This window comes from Gellertiella hungarica, from assembly GCF_014197145.1.
Taxonomy (GTDB): Bacteria; Pseudomonadota; Alphaproteobacteria; order Rhizobiales; family Rhizobiaceae; genus Gellertiella; species Gellertiella hungarica.
In genome coordinates this window covers 1-24,206 of the sequence record NZ_JACIEZ010000010.1, presented here as the reverse complement: position 1 = coordinate 24,206, position 24,206 = coordinate 1, and the positions used below count along the sequence as shown (strand labels likewise).

Annotated in this window: 15 protein-coding genes; 5 read left to right on the top strand and 10 right to left on the bottom strand. The window is 66.1% G+C overall.

What is annotated here, in order from left to right:
- Positions 1-166 precede the first annotated feature (166 nt).
- Complete coding sequence (locus tag GGR23_RS18550; RefSeq protein ID WP_183367815.1) at positions 167-1,318, top strand: glycosyltransferase family 4 protein; 1,152 nt, start codon at positions 167-169, stop codon at positions 1,316-1,318.
- A complete protein-coding gene (locus tag GGR23_RS18545) occupies positions 1,315-2,643 on the top strand; it encodes a hypothetical protein (RefSeq protein WP_183367814.1) in 1,329 nt (442 codons plus the stop codon). Before GGR23_RS18550 ends, GGR23_RS18545 begins: the two co-directional genes overlap by 4 nt.
- Positions 2,644-2,652: 9 nt before the next feature.
- On the opposite strand, the gene GGR23_RS18540 is transcribed toward GGR23_RS18545, so the two are convergent.
- From GGR23_RS18540 to arsK, 9 genes are all read right to left on the bottom strand, one after another.
- Positions 2,653-3,789, bottom strand: a complete 1,137-nt coding sequence (locus GGR23_RS18540; protein ID WP_183367813.1) for a glycosyltransferase — start codon at positions 3,787-3,789, stop codon at positions 2,653-2,655.
- Positions 3,782-4,795 carry a polysaccharide deacetylase family protein gene (locus tag GGR23_RS18535; protein ID WP_183367812.1) on the bottom strand — a complete coding sequence of 338 codons (1,014 nt, stop codon included), beginning with the start codon at positions 4,793-4,795 and terminating at the stop codon, positions 3,782-3,784. Before GGR23_RS18535 ends, GGR23_RS18540 begins: the two co-directional genes overlap by 8 nt.
- Positions 4,788-6,332: a lipid II flippase MurJ gene (locus GGR23_RS18530; protein WP_183367930.1), complete on the bottom strand. Its 1,545-nt coding sequence runs from the start codon at positions 6,330-6,332 to the stop codon at positions 4,788-4,790. Before GGR23_RS18530 ends, GGR23_RS18535 begins: the two co-directional genes overlap by 8 nt.
- A complete protein-coding gene (locus GGR23_RS18525; protein WP_183367811.1) occupies positions 6,332-7,720 on the bottom strand; it encodes an O-antigen ligase domain-containing protein in 1,389 nt (462 codons plus the stop codon). Before GGR23_RS18525 ends, GGR23_RS18530 begins: the two co-directional genes overlap by 1 nt.
- On the bottom strand, positions 7,717-8,862 hold the full coding sequence (locus GGR23_RS18520; protein WP_183367810.1) for a glycosyltransferase family 4 protein: 1,146 nt from the start codon (positions 8,860-8,862) through the stop codon (positions 7,717-7,719). Before GGR23_RS18520 ends, GGR23_RS18525 begins: the two co-directional genes overlap by 4 nt.
- A complete protein-coding gene (locus tag GGR23_RS18515) occupies positions 8,862-11,030 on the bottom strand; it encodes a GumC family protein (RefSeq protein ID WP_183367809.1) in 2,169 nt (722 codons plus the stop codon). The genes GGR23_RS18520 and GGR23_RS18515 overlap by 1 nt, the downstream gene beginning before the upstream one ends.
- Positions 11,031-11,034: 4 nt before the next feature.
- Positions 11,035-12,189, bottom strand: coding sequence for a glycosyltransferase (locus tag GGR23_RS18510; protein WP_183367808.1), 1,155 nt, complete (start codon positions 12,187-12,189; stop codon positions 11,035-11,037).
- Positions 12,190-12,543: 354 nt separating this feature from the next.
- Positions 12,544-14,289: an alpha/beta hydrolase gene (locus tag GGR23_RS18505; protein ID WP_183367807.1), complete on the bottom strand. Its 1,746-nt coding sequence runs from the start codon at positions 14,287-14,289 to the stop codon at positions 12,544-12,546.
- A gap of 147 nt (positions 14,290-14,436) precedes the next feature.
- A complete protein-coding gene (gene arsK / locus GGR23_RS18500) occupies positions 14,437-15,627 on the bottom strand; it encodes an arsenite efflux MFS transporter ArsK (protein WP_183367806.1) in 1,191 nt (396 codons plus the stop codon).
- Between the two features lie 251 nt (positions 15,628-15,878).
- On the opposite strand from arsK, the gene GGR23_RS18495 reads away from it, so the two are divergent.
- A complete protein-coding gene (locus tag GGR23_RS18495; RefSeq protein ID WP_183367929.1) occupies positions 15,879-16,811 on the top strand; it encodes a GGDEF domain-containing protein in 933 nt (310 codons plus the stop codon).
- Between the two features lie 96 nt (positions 16,812-16,907).
- Here GGR23_RS18495 and GGR23_RS18490 read toward each other — a convergent pair whose 3' ends face one another.
- A complete protein-coding gene (locus GGR23_RS18490) occupies positions 16,908-19,814 on the bottom strand; it encodes a VCBS domain-containing protein (protein ID WP_183367805.1) in 2,907 nt (968 codons plus the stop codon).
- 897 nt (positions 19,815-20,711) lie between these two features.
- Between GGR23_RS18490 and GGR23_RS18485 the strand changes: the two genes are divergently transcribed.
- Together GGR23_RS18485 and GGR23_RS18480 are read left to right on the top strand one after the other, a co-directional pair.
- On the top strand, positions 20,712-21,662 hold the full coding sequence (locus tag GGR23_RS18485) for a sugar-binding transcriptional regulator (RefSeq protein WP_183367804.1): 951 nt from the start codon (positions 20,712-20,714) through the stop codon (positions 21,660-21,662).
- Positions 21,663-21,707: 45 nt separating this feature from the next.
- The gene (locus GGR23_RS18480) at positions 21,708-23,762 is read left to right on the top strand and encodes a bifunctional aldolase/short-chain dehydrogenase (protein WP_183367928.1); all 2,055 of its coding nucleotides are present in this window, start codon (positions 21,708-21,710) and stop codon (positions 23,760-23,762) included.
- The last annotated feature ends 444 nt before the right edge of the window (positions 23,763-24,206 follow it).

Sequence of the window (24,206 nt, the reverse complement as noted above, 5' to 3'; positions counted from 1 at the left end):
TTCCCGGGGGCGCGAGCCCCATTCCGGGAAACCGGTTTGCCATTAACCATCAAACACTTATGCGGTCGACAGCCCGATCCGAAATATCTAATACATAACCATTCGTTAACTGTGGCAGGCCGCAGAACATCCGTCTCCGAACGACAACCAGCATCGGTTCCCGATCATGGACTTCGAAATTGTGCAGATCATCCAGGAATTCACCACCGCCGGCGGCGCCGAACGGGTGGCCTGGGATCTCGCCATGACCTTCGGCAGGCTTGGCCAGAAGAATTCCGTGGTGGCCTCGAAGACGCCTGAGGTGCCGCCGGAAAACGTGACGCTGCGCCCCATCGTCGAATGGCTGTCGCGCGTGCCGAAGCGCGGGCTTTTCCGCCATGTCGGGCGGCTCGTCGTGGTGCCGCTCTTCACCATCGCGGCGCAGTTTGCCCGGCTGCCGGAGCGCAACACCGTGCTGATCAGCCACGGCGACACCTTCTATGGCGACATTCTGGTGGTGCACGCGGTCAATGCGGAGAACCTCAAGGAAAAGCGCCAGGCGGGGCAATGGGCCTGGCTTCTCAATCCCATGCATGCCTGGGTCGCGCTGCGCGACCGGCTGATGATCGGCGGCCTGCGCTACAGGCGATACGTCGCCGTTTCCAGCCGGGTGAAGCAGGAGCTGATGTCCTATTACCATGTGCCGCCGGCAAGGATTGCCGTGATCCCCAATGGCATCGATCTCTCCCGCTTCCATCCGGAACCGGGCTTCCGCACCGCCATCCGGGAGAGCTTCGGCATTCCCGACAAGGCCACCCTGCTGCTCTTCGTCAGCCATGAATTCGGCCGCAAGGGCCTTGCGCCGGTGATCGAGGCGCTGGAGAAGCGCGACGATCCGGATCTCTGGCTGCTCGTCGTCGGCTCGGACAATCCCGAACCCTACGTGAAGATGGCCCGCAAGACCGCAGGCCGCATGGTCTTTGCGGGCGAGCGGCGCGACATGGAGCGGATCTATCCGGCGGCCGATCTCTTCGTGCTGCCGAGCGCCTACGAGACCTTCTCGCTGGTCTGCATGGAGGCGATGGCCTGCGGCGTGCCCGTTCTGGCCACCAGGGTCGGCGGCATCGAGGAATATCTGAAGGACGGGGTGAACGGCTATGCCATCACCCGCAATGGTGACGACATTGCGGAGAAGCTCGACCGGGTGCTGAAGGACGGGCATGCGCTCGACAGCCTGAAGGAGGGCGCGATCCGCACCGCCACGAGCTATGGCTGGTCCGAGATCAGCCGCAAGTACCTTTCGCTTGCCGAAGAAGTGCTCGAGGAGAAGTATTCGTGACGGCGCCCTGGCGCCGGATGGCGTGCCTCGCCGCTGCCGCCGGTCTTGGCCTTGTCCTCGGCGCATCCGGCGCCCTTGCGGCGGATGGCACGCTGAAATGGCGCATCGGCGGCGGCAATCTCGTGACTCACCTTGCGGGCGCTCCCACGGACTCGCTCTACGAGGCGCTTCGCGGGGTCGGCGCGCGGCTCGGGCGGATGAACTCCTATGGCTGGCGCGACCTCGAGCGGGTGCCCACCCCGCATGATTTCGATGCGGCGATGATGCAGGCCTACCGCAACGGCATCACGCCGGTGATCCTCTTCGAATACGAGGGCAGCTACCAGTATCTCGACCCGCCCCAGCCGATCGGTTCCTATGACGACTGGTACAAGGCCGGCGTCATCTATGCCAAGCGCTTCCGCCCGAACGGCGAATGGGGCCAGGAACACCGCATCAGGGATTTCGGCGCGACCATCTTTTCCGCCGTGAACGAACCCGATGTCCAGAACACGATCCCGAAGAAGGACTATCGCGACGCGCTGGAAGGGCTGGCCGACGGTATCCATTCGGTCGATCCGGCGCTGAAGGTGGTGCCGGCCGGCTTTGCCGCCTGCAACATCGATGGCGATGCCACGCTGCGCGGCTACGGGCCGGCAATCGCGGACCTTCTCGAGTCCGGCAAGCTCGACGGCATCGACCTGCACACCTACTACAACGACCGCTGGTATCCGCTGACCGAAGGCCGGCAGTTCTCCGCCCAGACCTGTTTCGACCGCATCAAGCAGACGCTCGGGCTGAAGCGGGACATCAATTTCTATTCCACCGAATACAACATCTCGCGCAGTGCCGGCTGGTCGGACGAGAAGGTCGCGGCAAGCCTCTTCCTCACCGCGATCTGGGACAATCTCGGCGTCGTGGGCGCGAAGGGGCAGCCGATCACCGTCTTCGCCTTTCCCTGGAACCTTGCCGATACCGGCCACGGCGAAGGCGCGGGCTATGCCATGGCCAAGGATGGAACGGGCTGGGTGCCGGAGGAGCGCTCCCGCGTGCTGATGCGGGTGATGGAGCTTGCGGCGGACATGACCATCGTCTCGTCGGACCCCTACAAGTCGGGCACGATGCATCTCACCGGGCCGAAGGGGGATCTCTTCGTCTGGCACAACCGGCGCGGCTGGACCGATATTGCCGGCGGGCGCTGGACGATCCCGCTTCCGGAAGGCGCTAGACGCATCGAGCTGTGGGGCTGGGACGGCCTGCGCGACATCCGCGATGCCGGTGGCGAGAGCTTCACCTTCGAGGCGCTGCCCGGCGGCGAGACCTATATGGCGCTTGTGACCCGCTGACGCGCCCGATCAGCGATATCCGCGCGCCGCATCCCTGTAGGCACCGAGGAGCTGCCCCGCGATGGCCTCGTAGGTGAAGCGCTGCCGGACGTTTTCCTCGCCGAGGGCCGCACGGTGCTTCCGCTCGGCGGGATCGGCCGCAAGCCTGCCGATGAGGGTGGCCAGCGCGGCGGGGTCGCGCTGCGGCACGATCCAGCCGCCCTCCCCGATCACGTCGGGGATCGCGCCCGACTGCGCCCCGATGACAGGGACGCCGGCGCTCTGGGCCTCGATGATCACCCGGCCGAACTGTTCCTTGACGACAGGCGTGGTGTGGGTGAGCAGGATCAGCGCGTCGAGCGAGCGGATGAAGGCGGCGACGCCTTCCGGCTTGTCCCAGGGCTGGACATGCACCCGGTCCGCAAGGCCGAGGCCTGCCGCCTTCTCCCGCAGTGCCGCCTCGTAGGGGCCCTCGCCCATCAGCTTCAGCGTCACGGGAACGGGGCTCCGCGCCATGGCATCGAGCGCATCCTGAATGCCCTTTTCCTCCACCAGGCGGCCGACATAGCCAAGCACCAGCCCCTCGCGCCCGGCCGTCTCCGTGCCGCCGGGCGCGGGCGCGAAGACCCCCCGGTCGACCCCGTAGCCGATCATGCTGACGGGGCCGCGATAGCCCCGCGCCTCCACCACCATGGTGGCGTCGTTGCTGCGCGAGAGGATGTGATCGGTGTTTGCCAGCACATGCCGGCGGATCGCCTCGAAGGGCGGCGGAAGCCGCTTGAGGATGTTCTGGTCCACCTCGAGCACGAAGCCCGCCTTGCCCTTCAGCGCCAGGGCCTGCAGGGCGACGAGGCTCCAGGGCTCCTCCCACAGGTGGATCACATGGGGGCGCACCTCGCGGATGAGGCGGCCGAGCCCGCGATAGACGTGCAGGTACCAGCTGAACGGACCCGCATGGGGAAAGAGGATCGGCAGCACATGGGTGGTCACGCCGGGGTCGCCGGGCGGATCGGCAACCATCTCCCGGCCGAACTGCTTCCAGCGGGCGGGCACGACCAGATGCACGTCGAGATCGTCGCGTCCCGCAAAGGGCGCGTAGCGGAGCCGGCCCGCGGACCGCGAGACGGCGGTGTGGGCGATGGAGATGACGCGAAGCTTCTCAGACACGGCCGAGCATCCTGGCTGCGACGGCGGATGCACCGGCCAGATGGAGCTCCGGCACCACGAGGTTCTGGTGCGCCCCGTTCAGCGTGATCCGCGGATAGGCATAAGGGGTGGGGCCGCTCTTCAGCAGGCCCTTGGTGGTGGTGGCGACGCTGCCGTAACCGGCCTGCCGGGCGATCTCGAAATCGCGCGGCCCGCAATCCTTCCTGCGGCCATAGGGGAAGGCGAAGTGCTTCACCGGCAGGCCAAGCTTTTCCCGAAGCCGGCTGCGGCTGCCGGCCAGCTCTCGGCTTGCCTCCTCGTCGGAGAGCGTGGAGACGCGGGGATGGGAGACGGTGTGGGAGCCGATTTCGACGAGCGGATCGGTCGCCAGTTGCGAAAGCATGTCCCAGGTGATGGCGTGCTTCCAGTGGACGGCTTCGGTGTCCACGCCGTTGTCGGCGGCAAAACGCGCGTAGTGGTCGGGCGCGCCCGGTCCGTCCCAGCGGGCCTGGAGCGAGAGATAGGTGGCGATCTTGCGCTCCGTCGTGTCCGTCTCGTGCCGCTCGCCATCGACGAGAACGAAGTCGCGCGTGAAAATGGTGTCTTCCAGCCCGATCCACCACAGGGGCAGGGTGCCGTCGGGAATGCCGGTCGTGACGAAGAGCGTGATCGGCACGCCGTGGCGGCGGAAGAGAGGAACCACCTCCTCGAAGGTGTCGCGGTAGCAATCGTCGATGGAGAAGTTGACGAAGGTCTCGCGGCTTGCGGGATCGGCGGCCAGCGCCAGCCCCTCCTCCACGGTCACGACCCGCCGCCCGCTGGCGGCGAGATGGCCGAGCAGCGTGTCGAGAAAGCCGAGATCGATGTAGAAATCGCGGTTCGGGAGGCTCGGCCACAGGGAGGAAGGCGCTGCGCGGTGGAAGGTGAAGAAGCACCCCCTCTGGCCGCGCAGGGCATCCATCCAGCGGGCCGTGGTGGCGAGCATGCCGCCGGGCACGGAGATTTTCGGGATCATGCGGTCAGGCATCGGGCTTGGTTCCCTTTCTGGACACCGCAAGGGCGTAGAGCTTGCCGAAGATTTCGGGGGCGAGGAGAGCCGCCCCGATTGCCACGGCCAGCAGGTAGCAGCTGAGGCCGAGCGCGAGCCGGACCAGCGTGCCGTCGAAGGTTTCGATCACCTCGAGCCCGGCAAGCGCCATGGCCGCGGCGGGAATGAGCCCGCGGGCCAGGAGACGCAGCAGCGACAGCGGCGTGCCGAGCGCAATGATCACCGAGGCGCACATCACGAAGCTGCGCACCGTTTCCCCGAAGCCGAGGAAGAGGGTGCCGTAGGTCTGCGCCTCGGCGAGCGTCGCGGTGGCGGCATTGATGCCGATGTTGGCGAGGTAGGATGCAACGAGGATGCCGGCAGCAAGCGTGCTGCGGTTCGCGCGGTTGAGAAGCCTGAGCAGGATCCAGCCCAGCGTCGAGGCCCAGAGACCGATGGAAATGCCGCGCAGCGCCTCGCTCGTCAGCTCCACGCCGAGCGCGTTGAAGGCGCCGCGCTGGAAGATGAGGCGCACGATGTCGGGCGCGAAGACGAAGATGAAGGCGGAGGCCGGCATCATGACGATGGCGACGAAGCGGGTGATCGCTTCGGACTGTTCCTTGATCCGGTCCTCGTCTCCGTGGGAAAGCACCGCAAGACCGATGGGCTGGCTGACGAGCAGCAGCGCGCTGTCGGTGAGCGTGCGGGCATAGTCCATGGAGGCGATGGCGCCGGTCGTCAGCTTCGAGGCCAGCAGGCGCTCCAGCCAGATGTTGGTCTGCTCCGCCGCCGGCAGCGGCAGGAAGGGCACGAGCCGGCTGAGGAAGATGCGCGTTTCCGACCAGACGTCCCCTGCCGTCAGCCGCTCGAAGGAGAGGTTCCCCTCCCGCCACAGCGACCAGGTGGCCCAGATGGCGAGCGTGTTGAAGGAAAGCGTGAAGGCGATCGCCAGCATCGCGCCCTCGTCGGTCAGCACCAGCATGGCGAGCCCGAGCATGACGCCGACATTGAGGATGCTGGCCCGCGCATTGGTGACCCGCGTCTTGCCGAGCGCGATCTCTCCCGCCGCAAGGCAGTTGATCGCCACCGAAGCGGGCATCGAGAAGGCCATGATGTGCACGAAATAGATCGTCGTCTGCCGCTCCGCGACCGAGACGCCGGCCAGCATGGCATCGACGAGCAGGTTGGCGATGATCATCGTCAGCACCATGAGAAGCGCGCCGATGGAGGTGAGCGCGATGGTCATGGCGGCAAGCCGGTGGGCGGCTTCGCCCTGGCGGCCGGCCTCCTGCATGCGCGGAATGAGGATCGCCGGCACGCTCTCGTTCTGCAGGAAGGCGAGCGGCACGAGGATGATGGTGATCGAGCTGCGGAAACTGTCGGCCAGCGCCGCGACGCCCACCACATGCGCCATGAAGATCTCGCGCACGAAGCCGAGGCTCTTGCTGAACAGCGCGCCGCTGGACAGCTTCGCCGCCACCTTCTTGATCGAGGGCGGCGCGGGAGCGTTGTCCTGGGTGTCGAGCGTGTTGTCCATCATGGAGTCCCGCTGATGCGATGCTGGAAGGAGGGGATGAGCACGACGAAGCTCCAGAACAGGAAGCCGGCCTCCGCCGCGCTGATGTTGGCGAGCGGCATCTGCAGCATGCTGCCCATGGCCATGGCACCGATCATGATAGCCTGGCGGGAGCGTTCCAGAAGCGCGCGGATCACGGCGCGGCCGATCGCCCAGAAGAAGGCGCAGAGGCACAGGATGCCGAAGACGATGCCCATCATCAGCCAGCAGGCGATGATCATGCCGTCGATCGGCATCTGCCCCGCCGAGCCCACGTCCGTAATGGTGAAGCCGTTGCCGATCAGCGAGCTGTCCGGCAGCGACCACAGGGTGGAATACTGCGTCAGGCGCTCCTGGAAGGAGCCGTCCTGGCTGCCCTGACCAAGCGTCGCCAGCCGGTCGCCGATGACGTCGGAGAAGGGCGGGATGGTCACGGCAACGGCGCCGGCAATCGCCAGCGCGACCGCAATCATCTGTGCCTTGCCGCGGGTGCGGGCAAACAGCAGACAGAAGAGCAGCGCCAGCGCCATGGAAAGCCAGGCGGTGCGGTAGAGCGACAGGAGAAGCGCCAGCATCGAAGGTGCCGCGACGAAGAAGGAGACCCAGCCCGAGCGCAGGAAGGCGACAAGCAGCAGGCCGGCGGCGGTGAAGCTCGCAAAGCTCGCCGGGCTGTTCATGGTCGAGAAGACGCGCACGCCATAAGGCACCGGCTGGCCGATGGAGAGGATCGGCGCGAACTCCATCCAGTAGCGGTCCCAGGCTTGCGGATCGACATATTGCAGGATGCCGTAAAGCCCGGTCAGCGGCAGGATGACGAAGAAGGCGCGGACGGCGGCGTCCAGCATCTCGTCCCGGTTTGCCCTCAGCACCAGCACCGCGCCATAGAGCACGGGCGTCAGCCATTTCAGCAGACCGCTTGCCGCGTCGTTCATCTTTCCCTGCAGGAGCGAGAGAATGCCGGCATAGACGATGCAGGCCCCGGCCAGCAGCAGCGGACCGAACCTTATGTCGAGCGGCTCGCGCGGATCCAGCAGCCGGCGCAGCTCCACCACCGGCACCAGCAGCGCCATCAGCGGGCCGATCAGCATCAGGCCCAGCTCGTCATAGCCGGCGCCGTTGTCCACGATGCGGCGGATGAAGGGGGCGAAGGAGAACAGGACGAGGCTTGCCTGAAAATGTGCGGCGATGCCGTCGCGATAGGCGATGATGGCAACGCCCATGCAGCCGAGCACGAAGAGCGGCCTGCCGAGCCCGCCGGCAAAGCCGCCGACAAGCGCAAAGACGGCGATGAAGATGAGCGCCGGCACCCAGCCCTGCCGGGAAGGCGGGCGACGGATGGCGCCGTCGATGGGAAGCGGGCTCGTTCTCATGGGCGCCGTCCCGCCTGAACGGCTGCCACGAGGCCCAGCACCGTCTCGCGCATCCGGGCTATGCCGTAAACGGCGCCGACCCGCTCGCGCGCCAGCGCCGCCTTTTGCCGGGAGGGGGCGGGATCGTCGAAGAAACCGCGCAGGGCACCGGCGAGCGCGGCCGCATCCCCCGGCGGAACAAGGGTGCCCGCCTGGCCGCCGGCCAGGATTTCGGCAGAGGCGCCCGCATCGGTCGCGATGACGGGCGTGCCCGCCAGCATCGCCTCGACCAGTGTCAGCCCGAAGGGCTCCGGATCGACCGAGGGGTGAATGACGGCATCGACGGCCTGCATCAGGGTGGGCACGTCGGATCGCTGGCCGAGGAAGGTGACGCGCTCGGAGAGCCCCTGCTCCGCGACCATGGCGAGAAGCCGGTCGCGATAGGCGTCTTCGCCGAAGAGCGCGCTTCCGACGAGAATGCAGCGGATGCCGGGGCAGGCCTTCAGCGCCTCGATGACCACATGCTGGCCCTTCCAGGGCGCGAGCCGGCTGAAGACGCCGACGAGCGGACCCGGGGGCAGGCCAAGCGCCTCCCGCGACAGGGCGGGCGGCGGTGCAAGGGCAATGCCGTTCGGCACGACCCGGACGAGATCACGCCGCCCCCCGGCCGCGACGAAGGCATCGGCCGCCGCCTTCGAGGGCACGATGACCGAGGCGGCCCGGCGGTTGGCAAGCGCAATCTGGATCAGCCGCTGCTTTCTGCCGAAGTGCCGCTCGTCCATGATGTCGTGCAAGTGCCAGACCAGCGGGCGGCGGAAGAAATGGGAGGCGAGCGCGGAAAGCAGGAAGGCCTTCTGCGAATTGGCATAGACGATATCGTGGCGGCGGGCGGCGCGGATGATGGCGAGGACAAGGCGCTGAAGACGCAGGACCAGCGGCAGTGCCTTCAGGAGAGACTGGTCGCGCCTTATGGCGCCGAGCTGTGCGCCCGCGGGCGCAACCTCGACCGAAAGCCCGTTTTTCCGCAGCACGTCCTCCAGCGGCCCGCCCTCGAGCAGGAAGGCGGAAGCGCCTGCCCAGCCTTCGGTCAGGCTGGCGAGCACATATTCCGCGCCCGACATGACCCCGGTCTGGCTGACGAACAGAACGCGCGGCCCATGCATCACGCGATCTTTCTGCGTTGCCGGGCGAAGGGATCCGCCCGGCGGTCCTCCCGGCCGATCTGCGGCATGAGGACGGCACCGGCGGCGTTCAGGCCGAGCTCGCCGGCAAGACGTCCCGCCTCCTCCAGCCGGTCCGGCCGGTTGAGGCAGACGACGACATTCATCCCGAGGGCCGAAAGCGCCCGGAGCGCGCGGCGCGACTGGCGGTCGAAGAGCGCAGGCCCGCTGAACAGCACGAGGTCATAGGGTTCGGCCCAGGCCATCAGCGAGCCGTAGCCATCGAGTTCCCCCCGGGCCAAAAGGTCGAGATCGGCTACCGAACCGGTCACCACGTGAAGGCCGGGAATGGAGGTCCGGGACACGCTCGCGGCCGCTTCCGCCGCGCCGGTCATCACTTCGGCAAAACCCGGCTGTGCCGGCGGCAGATCGAAGGCTTCGGCAAGCGAGGCCTGCGCGGGCGCGCATTCGACGACCAGGACATTGAGGCCGGATTTCGTCAGCGCCTGCGCGACGGCGAGGGTCAGGAAGCCCGCATCCTTCAGATGGCTGTCGCAGGGAAGCACCAGAAGCGGCCGGTCCGCCCCCAAAGGAAGCAGATCGTTGGCGAGGTGGCGCACGCCCTGCTGGAAGCCGACCCCCAGCATGCTGCGCCTGAGGAGCGAGAGCACGTTGCCCTCCCCCGCCTCGCTGAGGCCGGAGGCGGCGAGCGGCGGAAGCGTGCCGATCAGTTGCAGCGGCATGGCCGCGGCCGGGGGCGGCGCGCTGGCGACCACCGGTGCTGCGGCCTCCGGCACTTCCTCCTCCGAGGCTGGCGCCTTCATGCTGCCGCGGAACCGGTCCCAGACCAGGCAGGCGGCGGCAGCGAGGAACAGGCCGAGGGCGAAGCCTGCGGCCACCATCGGCGTCTTCTTCGGGAAATAGGGCTTGGTGGGCTTTTCCGCGAGGCTGACGAGGCGGGCGCCGCCGTTCAGCGAGCGGCGCTCCGATTCCAGTTCGCTCGCCCGCTGGTAGAGCTGGGTGTAGAGCTGGCGCTTGGCCTCCACGTCGCGCACCATGCCTTCGATGGAGGACTCGTCGGTGAGCGCGTTGGCGGCATTGTCCTTGGCGGCGGCCACCTGCTGCTCGAGCGAGGCGACCAGATTGACCGCCGTATCGTAATCCTTCTGCGCGCTGGCCGAGATGCGGTCGATTTCCGCGTCCAGCTGGCGCTGAAGAAGGCCCAGCGAGGCTTCCAGCATGCGCCGCTGCGGATGGCGCGGCCCGAGTACGGTGCTGCTTGCGGCAAGCTGGTTGCCGATGGCGGCCATCTGCTGCTTGATGTCGGCGACGGTGCGGTTGTCGAGCGCCATGGCGGAGGACGACATGTCCTGGTCGTTGCGCATGTCGCGGATGGCATCGAGGCGCGCCTGGGCCTGCGCCTTGGACTGTTCGGCCGCGGCAAGCTGCTGGCTGATGTTGGTCAGGCTTTCGGAGCTGATCGAGGCTGTCGCGCCCTGCACCAGACCGTTCTGCCGGCGGAAGGCTTCGATCTTGGCGACCCGTTCGCGGATCTCGCGGTCGAGATCGGCAATTTCCTGCCACAGCCACTTGGCCGCCACCTCGCGGCTGTTCGACTGGGTGCCGCGCTGATCGTCGAGATAGGCGGTCACCAGCGCATTGGCCATGGTCATCGCCGTATCGGCAAGGGCGGAATTGTAGGAGATGGACAGCACGCGCGAACGGCCGACGGCGCCGACCGAGTAGCGCTCGGCGATCTTTTCCATCAGCTGGACGGAGTCCCGCTCCATGGTGGCGCAGGCATCGCCCGCCTTCTCGCATTCGGCAATCGCCGCCTCGTAGGCGCCGGGCTGGGCAAGCGCCAGCTTCATCAGCCGCGAGGAGCGGAGGATCATGATCTGGCTTTCGAGGTCGGCGGGGTCGCCCTGCTTCTGCGCCCAGACATCGGAGGTGCGCGTGGCGGGGTCGGCCTCGGCAACGATCACCATGCCGGTGGCGAGATAGCGGGCGGGGATGACGAGCGAGGCAATGACGGCCAGCAGGACCGAACCGAAAAGCACGGCCAGGAACAGCAGGCGGTGACGCCAGATGCTGAGCAGCAGCCCTTTCTGGATCTGAAAGGGGCGCGTGTCGAACAGCCGACCGTCCATCATGTCCTGTCTGTCGACCATTCCGTCATCTGCTTTCCGTCGAGAACCTGTTGCCGGGAACGTAGCCGACCGAGGAGGAAGTATAGGCCGAAATGGTTTCGGCAACGTAAGCACGAAGATCGTCGCGGAAGCGGTCGGCGGAGAAGCGGGCGGCCTGCTCCCTGCAATTTTCCGGGGTAAATTCAGCCTCGCGCGTCAGGAACTGGCGCACGCAGGCGGCGATGGCCGAAGGCTCGGGCGTATCGAAGAACAGGCCCGTCCGGCCGTCGACCACGGTCTCGCAGGAGCCGCCCTTGCCGAGCGCGAGCACGGGCGTTCCCTCCGACTGGGCCTCGACCGAGATGATGCCGAAATCCTCTTCCGCGGCGAAGACGAAGGCGCGGGCCGTCGCCATCAGCTCGCGCAGCGCGCCGTCGCTGACGAAACCTGCAAAGGTCACGTTGGGGCCGGCGATCTTGCGCAGCCGCGCCCCTTCCGGTCCGTCGCCCGCCACGACCAGCTGCTGGTCCGGCAGCTCGGCAAAGGCGCGGACGATGGCCTCGATGTTCTTGTAGGGCACCAGGCGGCTTGCCGCGAGGAAGTGGCCCTTCTTCGGCAGCGGCTCGCTGCGGGTCGACAGCAGAACGGGCGGATAGAGAACCTTCGCCTTGCGGCCATAGACCTTGCGGATGCGCCGCGCCACGAAATGGGAATTGGCAATCATCATGTCCGGCCCGTGCGCGGTGCGGGTATCCCAGACGCGCAGCCAGTGCAGCAGGGGCCGCGCCAGGAAGCTGGTGATCGGGTTCGGATTGCGCGCCAGATAGGTGTGCTGGAGATCCCAGGCATAGCGGATCGGCGAATGGACATAGGAGACGTGCAGCTGGTCCGGCCCGGTCAGCACGCCCTTGGCCACCGCATAGCTGCTCGAGATGATCAGGTCGTAGGGCGAAAGATCCAGCTGCTCGATGGCGATCGGCATCAGCGGCAGAAACACGCGATGCGAGCGCTTCACGAAGGGCAGCTTCTGCAGGAAGCTCGTCTGCGTCGACTTCAGGCCGATCTTGGCCCGATCCTCCGGCTTCAGGAAATCGAAGAGGCAGAAGACATCCGCATCGGGATAGCAGGCCAGCATTTCCTGCAACACGCGTTCGGCGCCGCCAATCGTATAAAGCCAGTCATGTACAATCGCCACACGCATCACAAAAGCCCTCTGTACCCATACTCTCGTACAGCGCGAGGGCATAACATTTAGTTAATATAACCATTTACGATAAGAAAGGTTAACCAGTCACAACCGCCAATATAGGCCACTCCTGCTTTCCGTATTGCCTCGCATTATAAAGTATACATTGAGCAAGAATGCATGTATCGCGCCGGATGAACGTATTCCGCAGTCCGCATCCTCCCCTTTCCCGCACCGTTATAGTGGGGTCCACCTGGAATGAATGCCCGGCAGGCACCGGGCACTTCCCTTTCCACTCCCTCGTGACGGACGAGACCTTGACCCCCGCCCGAAGAACGGGCCGCGAGGGCCGGCGCCAGACGGTCTCCCTCAGGCCGCCGGGTCGAGGGGTACGGCCCCGCTGTGCCGCGCCGCGACAGTTTCCGCCGCATCGATCATGGCGGAGAGGATGGCCTGGCGGGCGTGGGGGGCGGTCATGTTGTGCTCCGCGTCGGGCACGAGCCGGACGATGGCGTGGTCATGGGTGCCGGGCTCGCGCCGGCCGAAGAGGCGGGCAAGATCGTCGAGCCCGCCGTCATTGTCGGCATAGACCAGGTAGGCGGCGGCTCCGCGCGTGCGGATCGCATCGGCCTGCGCCCGGGCCGTCCGCGCCACCGCATTCCCGCCCGTCACCATGCCGAACAGTGCGGGGAAGCGCACCGCGAGCTGCGTCTTCACCATGCGCGCGCCCTTGGCGGCGATCGAGGCAACGGGCACGCGCCCCGTGAGGATGTCCTTCAGAAGGCGCGGCGAAAGCGCCCGCTTGCGGTAATCGGCCAGCGAGGAGGTTCCCCCGCTCATCACCTGTTCGAAGGTTTCGCCGGGGGCGAGCGCCAGCCGGGCGGGATTGACGGCAACCATCCCGGCGATGCGCGGATCGCCGGCCGCGGCCTGGAAGGATGCATAGCCGCCGCTGCACCGGCCCGAGACCAGCACCGGCCCGAGACCCATGCCGGCCACATGGCCGACCGCCGTCAGGACGTCGCGCACCTGCGCCGGGTCGTAGAAGAGCGGGCCGCTGGTCGCCTCGCTGTCGCCGATGCCGGCGGTATCGATCCGGAAGGAGGAAAAGCCGCGCGCGGCAAGCTGCCGGGCAAAGTCCACATGCATGCGCGCCCAGCCGACATGATAGTTGTCGCCGGAATTCACGAGAACATAGACCCCGCGCGAGGGCTGGCCCTCGGGCCGGCAGAGAATGCCGAACAGGCGGCCTTCCTCGCCGAAAAGCTGCGGCGTTTCGCTGAAGCCGGGGCCGTGCAACGGCTCGATGGCCGTCGGCTGACCGGCCGGCTGCCTTCGGTCGCCGGGCGGCACGCTTGCCGTCAGCCAGTCGCGCACATGGGCAAAATCCGCAAGCGGTGGCACCGAGGCCATGGTGTGGGCAAGAAAGCCGTCATAACCGGCATAATCGGCAACGGTCACGGAAAAGCCTGCCTCGGCGAGGCGCTTCGGCCATTCCACAGCGCCGAGCGTGCCCGCGCGCAGCACCGCGAGCACCGGCAGGGCCGGCTGCTTCGTGGCGGCGATGCGCAGCGCGGCGATCTCCTCGGCCAGCTTCTTCGAAATCGCATGGCCCGCGACGTGAATGCGGTCCTCCGAGCTTTCCGGCGGCAGGCGCAGGAAGGAGGCGATGAGCTTGCTCCAGGCCTCGAGCTCGCGCAGGCCCGCCCGCCCCTCGCCCTGCGGCGCCATCGTCACCACGGCATCGGCCTTCAGGCCGGCGGCAAGATGGGGCGCCAGCAGGGCCCCGACGCCGTGGCCGGCCAGCACGATCCGCGAAACCCCATGGCGGGAGCGCAGAAAGTCTGCGGCAGCCTCCACGGCGGCCGTCCAGTCGGCCAGCGACACGCCGCTGCCCGCATCCCCGAGGCTGTCGCCGGCGCCGGGCCAGTCGAAGCGCAGGCAGCAATAGCCGGCATCGGCCAGCATGGCCGCCAGGCCCGCCCAGCCCCGCCGGATGGTGAATTCCTCGAAGCCCCAGGCCGGCAGCAGGAGGATCCCCGTCGTGCCACCGCCATCATGGACGAATCCGGCGCAGGCGCCGAAGGTGACCGGTATGCCAAAGTCGCGTTTCAAGACTTCCTCTCGCGCAAAGTCATTTCCACGAGGTACGGGTGAATCTGATCTTCGCAATCTCGGTTGCATGAAGGCCCCCATCCTAGAGGCCTAATCTGAAGATTTCGTTTTATAGGATAACGGCAGCCGGAGGCCGCGCAGGCCCCGTCACCGGCCGGCGCGCCGGACGAGAAGCGGGATGGCCACCAGCGCCAGCGTGCCGGAAAGCCCGGCCGCCACCACGATCAGGAGCGCCGGCTTCACCCCGACCGCCTCCATGGCGAACGACATGCCGAAGGGCGCGACCGCCGAGGCGATCTGCTTGGCGGAGGTGGACCAGCCCATCAGCCGGCCGTAGCCTTTGCGGCCGAAGAGCTCGAGCGGCAGCGTGCCGCCGACGATGCTGGTGAGGCCGGAACCGAGGCCCATGCAGACCGCGAACACCACCGCGCCGGCAAGCGAAGGCGTGGTCAGCAGCAGGATGACGATGCCGGCCGGCATCAGCACGGCGGCGATGACCGCAAGCCAGGCCTGCGACAGCCCCTGCCCGAATACCAGGTTGATGAACCGGCTTGCCACCTGGGAGGGACCGAAGAGCGAGGCCACCAGAAGCCCCGCGCCGCCGAGCCCGAGCGCCTGCGTCAGCGGCACCATGTGCACCAGCATGGCCGAGAGCGCATAGCCTTCGATGGCGAAGCCCGCGAGCATCAGCACGAAGATCAGCCGGTTGCCGGGCGGTGCGTGCCCGGCCTCCGGAGCGGCCTGCCCCTTGCGCGCGGCAAGCGCATGTCCCGTCAGCCCGGCGATGCCGAAGTGGATGGGCACGCAGAGCAGGGCATTGAGCGCCGCAAAGACGAGATAGACCTCCCGCCAGGAGAGGAAGCCGTGCAGCCAGGAGGTGAGCGGCCAGAAGATCGAGGAGGCAAAACCGGCCATCAGCGTCAGATGGACGATCGAGCGCTGGGCCTTGGCGCCGCCCGCCTGCACGATGGCGGTGAAGGCGGTGGCGTAAAGCACGGCCGAGGACACCACCTGCATGAGGCAGAGGGCGGCGGCAAAGGCGAGCGCGCCGGGCGCAAGCGCCGTCGCCACCAGCGAAAGGGCCGCCCCGGCGGAGCCGACGGTCATCACCCGCCCCGCCCCGTACCGGTCCGCCAGCCGTCCGGAAAAGGGGGCCGCAAGGCTTCCCGCCAAAAGCGCCACGGAAAAGGCGCCGAAAACCCATCGCTCGGGCATCTGGAATTCCCGGGCCACGTCCGGCACCAGCACGCTGAAGGCATAGTAGAGCGTGCCGTAACCGGCGATCTGCGTTGCGCCGAGGCCGATCAGGCCCGCGCGGGGAAGATGGCCTTCGCTCATCGCAGGACGTCGCCCTGTGGCGGGCCAGGCCGGTTCGCCTCTGTGTCGATCGGGAAATGGTGCACGGCGGGTGGTTTCGTGTTGGTGGGAACATCTCCACACTAGGCGATCCGCCGGCGGATTTGAACCGCCCGGAACAGCCGGACCCGGCAATTCCGGCGACCGATAACCTTTCGGATATCATTTTATCGTATAACCGGGATGGACCTGCATCCCCGCAACGCGCCAATGATCTGAAGGCCATGGACACTATGGAATCGACGCTGCAGACCCTGCAGCTCTTGGAGGTCTCGGGAGCGCTCGTGGCGGCCTATGACGCCGACGACCGGCTGCGCTATGCCAACCGCGCCTTCCGGGACGCCTTCTTCGTCGAGGAAGCGGAAGCCCTGCTGTGGAGCGAGCTGATGCGGCGCAACTACCATGCGGACCGCGGCACCATCGTGAAGACAGGCGATTTCGAGTGCTGGCTGCGCTCCACCAGTGCCCGCCGCGGCAAGACCGGGTTTCGCGCCTTCGAGACCGACCTGCATGACGGGCGATGGCTGTGGATGACGGAGACCATGCGCGCCGATGGCTGGATGATCTGCATCGCCACCGACGTGACGTCCATCCGGCCGGACGAGCGAACGCTCCGGCAAGACCGGGACCAGGCGCTGAAGGCATCCCAGACCGACGAGCTGACCGGGCTGCCGAGCCGCCGCTTCGTGATGTCCAAGCTGGAAGAGCTGCTGGGGGACGGCATCGGCGCGGCCGGCGGCGTCACCTGCCTTGCGGTGCTCGACATCGACCATTTCAAGCTGGTGAACGACCGCTTCGGCCACAGCGTCGGCGACATCGTTCTGAGGGATTTCGCCGCGATCATCCAGAACTTCGTCCGCAAGGTGGACATCGTCGGGCGCATCGGCGGCGAGGAGTTCATCCTCATCCTGCCCAACACGACGCCCGAGGAGACCCGCGCCATTCTGGAGCGCATGCTCCGGGCGGTCAGGCAGTCGCGCCCGCTCGCCGATCCCGCGGATTTCGGCTACACCTTTTCCGCGGGCATTGCGCGCGCGGCGCCGGGCGACGACACCAACACGCTGTTCCGCCGCGCCGACCTGGCGCTATATGCGGCCAAGCTTCGGGGCCGGGACCAGATCCAGATGGATGGCGAGGCCGCCCCGATCAAGCGCATGACATTCTAGTGCGGAGCCGTTCGCGCGTTCGGCGCCTTTCGCCGCAGCGGGCAACACAAAAAGGGGCGCCGGAGGCGCCCCTTTTCCATTCCTGTTCTTCCGTCCTCAGCTGAGGATGAAGTCGCTGCTGCCGAGGGCCGTCAGGCCCGAAAGCGTCGCATGGAACTCTGCGGTGGCAAGGTTGCCATCGGTATCGGCCAGCACATGGACGCCGTCGGCGGCGGCATACCAGGTGATCTGATAGGCCTTCACATAGGCACCGCCGACCTCGCTCACGGCCGAGAACTGCTGGGTGCCCGCCACATTCGCGTTGGCGTCCATCTGGCTGAAGTCCAGCTTGTCGCTGCCCCGTTCGAAACCGCTGATGGTGTCGTTGGTGTCGCGAATGTCGAGGAACTTGAAGATGTCGTTCGCCTCCCCGCCAACCAGCGTATCCGCGCCGTAACCCCCGACGAGGGTGTCGGTGCCCTTCTCGCCGTCGAGGCTGTCGTTGCCGGAGCCGCCATAAAGCGTGTCGGAGCCCACACCGCCCTTGATGGTATCGTTGCCGCTGCCACCGTAAAGGGTATCGGCACCGCCACCGCCCGTCAGCGTGTCGCCGTCCGCACCGCCATAGAGCGTTTCGGCGCCCTTGCTTCCGATTTTCTGTATGCCTGCCGATCCCAGATTGTCGAAATCGTTGGGATCGCCGGTGCCGGTATAGGTCGTCGGCATGGACGCAAGGACCAGATCGTCGGTGCCATGGATGGCAACCTTGATGGTCTTTTCGGCCGTACCGTCTGCCGACTTGATCGTCAGGCTGTCATAGACCGTGTCGCCGGTGTTCAGGGCCTGAACATTGGCAGCAGCGTTGTTGAGGTCGTAGACCCAGCCGCTGTTGGTCAGGGTGAACTTGCCGTAGGTGCCGTTCACCGACGTGGTGGCGCTGAAGGCGTTCTCGCCCGAGTCCACATCGGTGATGGACAGCGAACCGCTGGCCTGAAGCACGCCGTCCTCGGTCACGTCGCCCGTGAAGGAGCCGGTGATGGAGGCAGGATCGTTGACCCCGGTCACCTTGATCGTCAGCGTCTGTTCCGCCGAGTCGACATGGGTGTCGTTGGCGACGAACTTCACCACCACATCCTGCGTCTGGCCGGCCTTGAGGCTGTCATAGGCAGAATTCGACGGATCGAAGCTGTAGGAACCATCGGCATTCAGCTTGAAGCCTGCGGGCGCATCGCCGACGAGCTTGAAGGTGAGCGCATCCTTGTCCACGTCCGTCGCCGTGACACTGCCGGTGACAACGGCTGCGCCTTCCGTGGCCGAAGCCGTTGCTGCCTGCGCGACCGGGCGGTCGTTGGTGCCGGTGACGGTGATCTTCAGCGTCTGTTCCGCCGAGTCGACCATGCCGTCGTTCGCAACGAACTTGACCTCGACAACCTTGGTCTCGCCTTCCTTCAGGCTGTCATAAGCGCTGTCGGTCGGATCGAACTTGTAGGTGCCATCGGGCTTGAGCTCGAAACCGGCAGGAGCCGAGCCGGCCAGCTCGAAGGTCAGCGTATCGCCTTCCGCATCGGTTGCTTTCAGCGTGCCGGTTACGGTGTCACCGCCTTCGGTGGCCGAGTTGACGGCGGCTTCCGCGACCGGCTTGTCGTTCGTGCCGGTGACGGTGATCTTCAGCGTCTGGACATCGGAATTGACCTTGCCGTCATTGGCGACGAACTTGACCTCGACGACCTTGGTCTCGCCTTCCTTCAGGCTGTCATAGGCGCTGTCGGTCGGATCGAACTTGTAGGTGCCATCGGGCTTGAGCTCGAAACCGGCAGGAGCCGAGCCGGCCAGCTCGAAGGTCAGCGCATCGCCTTCCGCATCGGTTGCCTTCAGGGTTCCGGTTACGGTGTCACCGCCCTCGGTGGCCGAGTTGACGGCAGCTTCCGCGACCGGCTTGTCGTTCGTGCCGGTGACGGTGATCTTCAGCGTCTGGACATCGGAATTGACCTTGCCGTCATTGGCAACGAACTTGACCTCGACGACCTTGGTCTGGCCTTCCTTCAGGCTGTCATAGGCAGAATTCGACGGATCGAAGGTGTAGGAGCCATCGGCGTTCAGCGTGAAGCCCGCCGGGGCTGCATCGACAAGCTTGAAGTTCAGCGCGTCGCCATCCACGTCGGATGCCTTCAGCGTGCCGTTGACGACGGCATCGCCTTCGGTGGCCGAAGCCGTTGCGGCTTCCGCAACCGGCTTGTCGTTGGTGCCGGTGATGGTGATCTTCAGCGTCTTGACGTCCGAGTCCGCCTTGCCGTCATTGGCGACGAACTTGATCTCGATGACCTTGGTTTCGCCGTCCTTCAGGCTGTCATAGGCGGCATTGGAGGGATCGAAGCTGTAGGAGCCATCGGGGTTGAGCTTGAAGCCCGCCGGGGCTGCGTCGACCAGCTTGAAGCTCAGCGAGGTGCTGTCGACATCCGTTGCCTTCAGCTGGCCGTTGACGACGGCGCCGCCTTCGGTGGCCGAATTCACCGCGGCCTCCGCGACGGGCTTGTCGTTGGTGCCCTTGATGGTGATGGTCAGCGTGCCGACAGAAAGGGTGCCGTTGGCCATCTTGATGGTGTACTGGATGGTATCCGTCAGCGTCTGGCCCTCGCCGAGAGCCTGGACCTTGGCGGCAAGGGCGCTGTCGGGATTGACCTTGTAATGGATCTTGCCGTCGGAGCCGATCCAGAAGGTGCTGCCGGCAAGGTCGCCGCCCTGATCCGCTTCGGCCGCACCGACCGTATCCTTGATCAGCAGATCCTTGTTGTAGTCCTGGAAGGCCTTGTTGGTGACGTTGATGTCCGCGCCGCCGTCATCGTTCTTGACGCCGTCATCGACGGAATAGATCTGCGCCCCCGCGCCGCCGCCCGATGCCGCCAGGACATCGAAGACGAACTCGTAGCCGCTGGCATTATCCTCACCCACCGACTGGGAGAGATTGGCAGCCGCAGATGAGTTCGAGAATGCAACCGTGCTTCCGCCGACAGTTGTCGTTGCCATTACTTGCGTTCCCTCTTCCGACGGAATGACGACAGTCGTAACATTCCGTAAACCATAATAAATTACTAACGTTCAAGATGACTCATTTCAAGTCCGCTCCGCTTATCTGAAGTTGGAAATGGCGGGTCGCCCAAAAAAAGTTTGCCCGTAAAAACTTGTAGTGCCACTGCCGGACACAGCCGCCGCTGCTGCACTGTGCCATAAAGGCGCAATCCCGTATTCTGATGTATATTTTATGTTCAAATTTCCGAATTATCTTTTCATCAATGCTTGATCCAGATTTGCCTTGGTCATGATCCGGATATTATTTATACATCCCGCCAAAAGCATAACAGGTTTTACAGTATTGACCCCGGCATTACGAATTTACATGTCCACTTCATGACTCATGACCGCTCCCTGGCAAGAATAATTCACGTCAAGAAAAATTTCCGAGACCGCAGGCTTGAAATTCCCGCGGACTGCCCCTCGCCAGAAGCCCCGCCTGGCACGGATCGGACATCCTCCGGGGAAGCTCGCTCAGGTTGTGGCTTTCGCCCCGCGAAGCGCGTGGCCCTGCCGGAGCCGCCCGGGCGCCCCGGCAAGTCTAACGGGAGAGTGGCCAAGAATAGATCCCGGCAACGCCGGACATGCTCTTGGCGGCTTCATGCCGGACTTGGCCACAACGGCGGGGGCAACGCGGCGGGCGGGCTCGCCCGGCCCCCGGCCAGCCGCATCCGGGCCACGCCAGCCCCCTACTTTCCTGCCGTAACGGGAGGGGTGTGCCGGCCGCTCCAGCCGGTGGACTCTTCCGGAAAATCGGTGACAATCCGGGCTTTGCGGGACGAGCGGACAAATGCTTTGACTTTTGTCACCGTTCTTGAATAATGTCACCACGCCTTTGATTGAAGGACTTCCATGCCGATCCGCACCACAGACCAGATCTTGCACAAGGCTGCCTGGCTCTATTACAGCCACGGCCTTCGGCAGGACGAAGTTGCCCAGAAGCTGAACATTTCGCGGGCATCCGTCGCCACCTATCTGCGCCGCGCGCGGGAGATGGGCATCGTCACCATTTCCACCTCCTCGCAGCTCTTCACCGACGACGTGCTTGCGCGCGAGCTGGAGGATGCGCTCGGCCTCACCTCCGTCTGGATCGTGCCGGAAGATCGCTCCGCGCTCGATCCGGCGACGGAAATGCCCGTGGTTGCGGCATCCGTCTTCCAGAGCCTGATCCGCAAGGGCGACCGGGTTGGCGTCGCCTGGGGCCGCACGGTCTACCACATTGCCGATGTCATGCCCTTTGCCGACCTGCAGGATGTGACGGTCGTGCAGCTCTGCGGCAATCTCGGTGCGCCCTACTCCTACCGGCCGGACCAGTGCACCACGGAAATCGCCCGCCGCCTCAATGCGCAGGGCATCAATCTCTACGCGCCGCTGGTGCTCAGTTCGGAGCGTCTTGCGGAGGAGCTGCGGGCCGAGCCCGTCATCCGCGAGCAGCTTGCCACCATCGCCGACTGCCGGCTCGCGCTCTATTCCGTGGGCGGCATCGAGGACGACAGCCATCTGGTGAAGTGCGGCGCGCTTTCGCCCGACGACATGCGCCGGATGGGGGAGAAGGGCGCTGCCGGGGTCATTGCCGGGCAGCTCATCGATACGGAGGGGCAGTGGATGGATTGCGCGCACAACCGGCGCTGCATCTCCGCCGATCTCCAGTCGATCCGCACCATCGAGAAGCGTCTCATGGTGGTGCAGGAAGACGAGAAATTCGCGCCGCTGGTGGCGGCGATCCGGGGCGGCTTCGCCTCGCAACTGATCGTCACCACCTCCATGGCGCGCCGCCTTTTGAAGAAGTGGAACAAGGGCTGACGTCGGGCGCGAAAGCCGGACGGTCTGCCGATGGAGGACAAGAGAATGGAAAACCTGTGGCGCGACGACGAGGCCGAAGCCATGGTGGCGGCCTATGCCGGCAAGGGCATCAATCGCGACTGGGCCTTGAGGACCTACACGACCCGGCTTCTGGGCGGCGAGCCGCGCCTGGTGCTGCATGGCGGCGGCAACACGTCCGTGAAGACCACCGTCACCGATCTCGTCGGCGACAGCTGGGATGTGCTCTGCGTCAAGGGCAGCGGCTGGGACATGGGCACCATCGAGCCGCAGGGCCTGCCGGCCGTGAAGATGGCGGCGCTTCTGAAAGCCCGCAAGCTCGACCGCCTTTCGGATGAGGACATGGTGACGCTGCTGCGCGCCAATCTGGTCGATCCCGCCGCGCCCAATCCCTCCGTCGAGGCGCTGCTGCATGCCTTCCTGCCGCACAAGTTCGTCGATCACACCCATTCGACCGCGATCCTTGCGATTGCCGACCAGGCCGAAAGCGAGGCGATGGGCAAGCGGCTCTTTGCCGGCAAGCTGGGCTATGTGCCCTACATCATGCCGGGCTTCGCGCTCGCCAAGCTCGCGGCCGAAGTCTACGAGGCCGATCCTTCCGTCGAGGGCCTCTTCCTCGACAAGCACGGCATCTTCACCTTCGGCGAGACGGCGAAGGAAGCCTATGACCGGATGATCCATTACGTCTCCATGGCCGAAGACTATGTGAAGACGAACGGGCGGAACCCCTTCACCCCGGCCGCCCTGCCCGCAAATCTTGCCTCTGCCCGCGATATCGCGCCCCTGCTGCGCGGTGCGGTCGCCGTGCCGAAGGGCGAGGGCCGCTTCGAGCGCATGGTCTCCACCTTCCGCACCTCGCCCGCCATTCTCGATTTCGTCAATGCGGCCGAGGTGGAGGACATGGCGTCGCGCGGCGTCTCGACGCCCGATCTCTCCATCCGCATCAAGACCGGCCCCATGGTGCTGCCCGCACCCGATGCGGCCGCGCTCGGGAGCTACCGTGCCGTGATCGAGGAGCGGGTGAAGGCCTTTGCCGACGCCTATACGGAGTATTTCCGCTCGAACGACGCGCGCGACGACGTGAAGCGCATCATGCTCGATCCCATGCCGCGCCTCACGCTCGTGCCGGGGCTCGGCATGTTCGGCCATGGCCGGACGCTGAAGGATGCGACGATTGCCGCCGATGTCGGCGAGATGTGGATCGAGGCCGCGCGCGATGCGGAATCCGTCGGCCGCTTCCAGCCGGTCAGCAAGCCGGATCTCTTCGATCTCGAATACTGGTCGCTGGAGCAGGCAAAGCTCGCCGGCGCCAAGCCCCGGCCCTTCACCGGCCAGGTGGTGCTGGTGACCGGCGGTGCGGGCGCCATCGGCGCCGCCACGGCAAAAGCTTTCGTGGCCGAGGGTGCCCATGCGGTCGTGCTCGATCTCGACGGGGCGAAGGCCGCTGAGGTCGCAAAGGCCATCGGCAACCAGTCGATCGGCATCGGCTGCGACGTCACCGATCCCGCTTCCGTCCGCGCCGCCTTCGACGCCGCTGTCGACCGCTTCGGCGGTGTCGATATCGTGGTGTCCAATGCGGGCGCCGCCTGGGAAGGGGCGATCGCCACGCTCGACGATGCCCTGCTGCGCAAGAGCTTCGAGCTCAATTTCTTCGCCCACCAGTCGGTGGCGCAGAACGCGGTGCGCATCATGAAGGCGCAGCAGACCGGCGGCGTGCTGCTCTTCAACGTCTCCAAGCAGGCGGTCAATCCCGGCGCGAAATTCGGCGCCTACGGCCTGCCCAAGGCCGCGACGCTGTTCCTCTCGCGCCAGTATGCGCTGGAGCACGGCGCCGACAACATCCGCGTCAACGCCGTCAACCCGGACCGCATCCGCTCGGGCCTGCTCAACGACGACATGATCGAAAACCGCTCCGCCGCCCGCGGCGTCACGGTCAAGGACTACATGTCCGGCAACCTCCTCGGCCTCGAAGTCACCGCCGAAGACGTCGCCCGCGCCTTCGTCCACCAGGCACTCGCCGAACGCACCACCGCCGACGTCACCACCGTCGACGGCGGCAACATCGCGGCAGCGCTGCGGTAGGGGGCCACTGACCGGCACGGTGTGGAGTTCGCCGAGGTGCAGCCCGCTCCGGCTCGCGTGGCGTGGGGGTTGCGGATGTGCACCCCCTCTGCCTCGCGTGGCTTGCGTTTGACGTACCGCACCCCCCTCTGCCCCTGCGCGGCGTGGAGTTTGCCGTTCTGCACCCCCCTCTGCCCCTGCCGGGGCATCTCCCCCTCAAGGGGGGAGATCGGGATGGGGATTCTTGGGGCAGTCCCCAGCCACCGTTTCAGCAAAATGAGACGCCTCTTGTCTGGGGAAACCCTAAAACCACTGTCGATCTCCCCCCTTGAGGGGGAGATGTCCCGGCAGGGACAGAGGGGGGTGCGGGGCGGCAAAGAAAACGCCGCGCGAGGCACCCCCACTCCCCCCAAATCCCTAACCCCCTGTTTCTCCACCGATAAAAATTTGCATCCCGTTCATCCC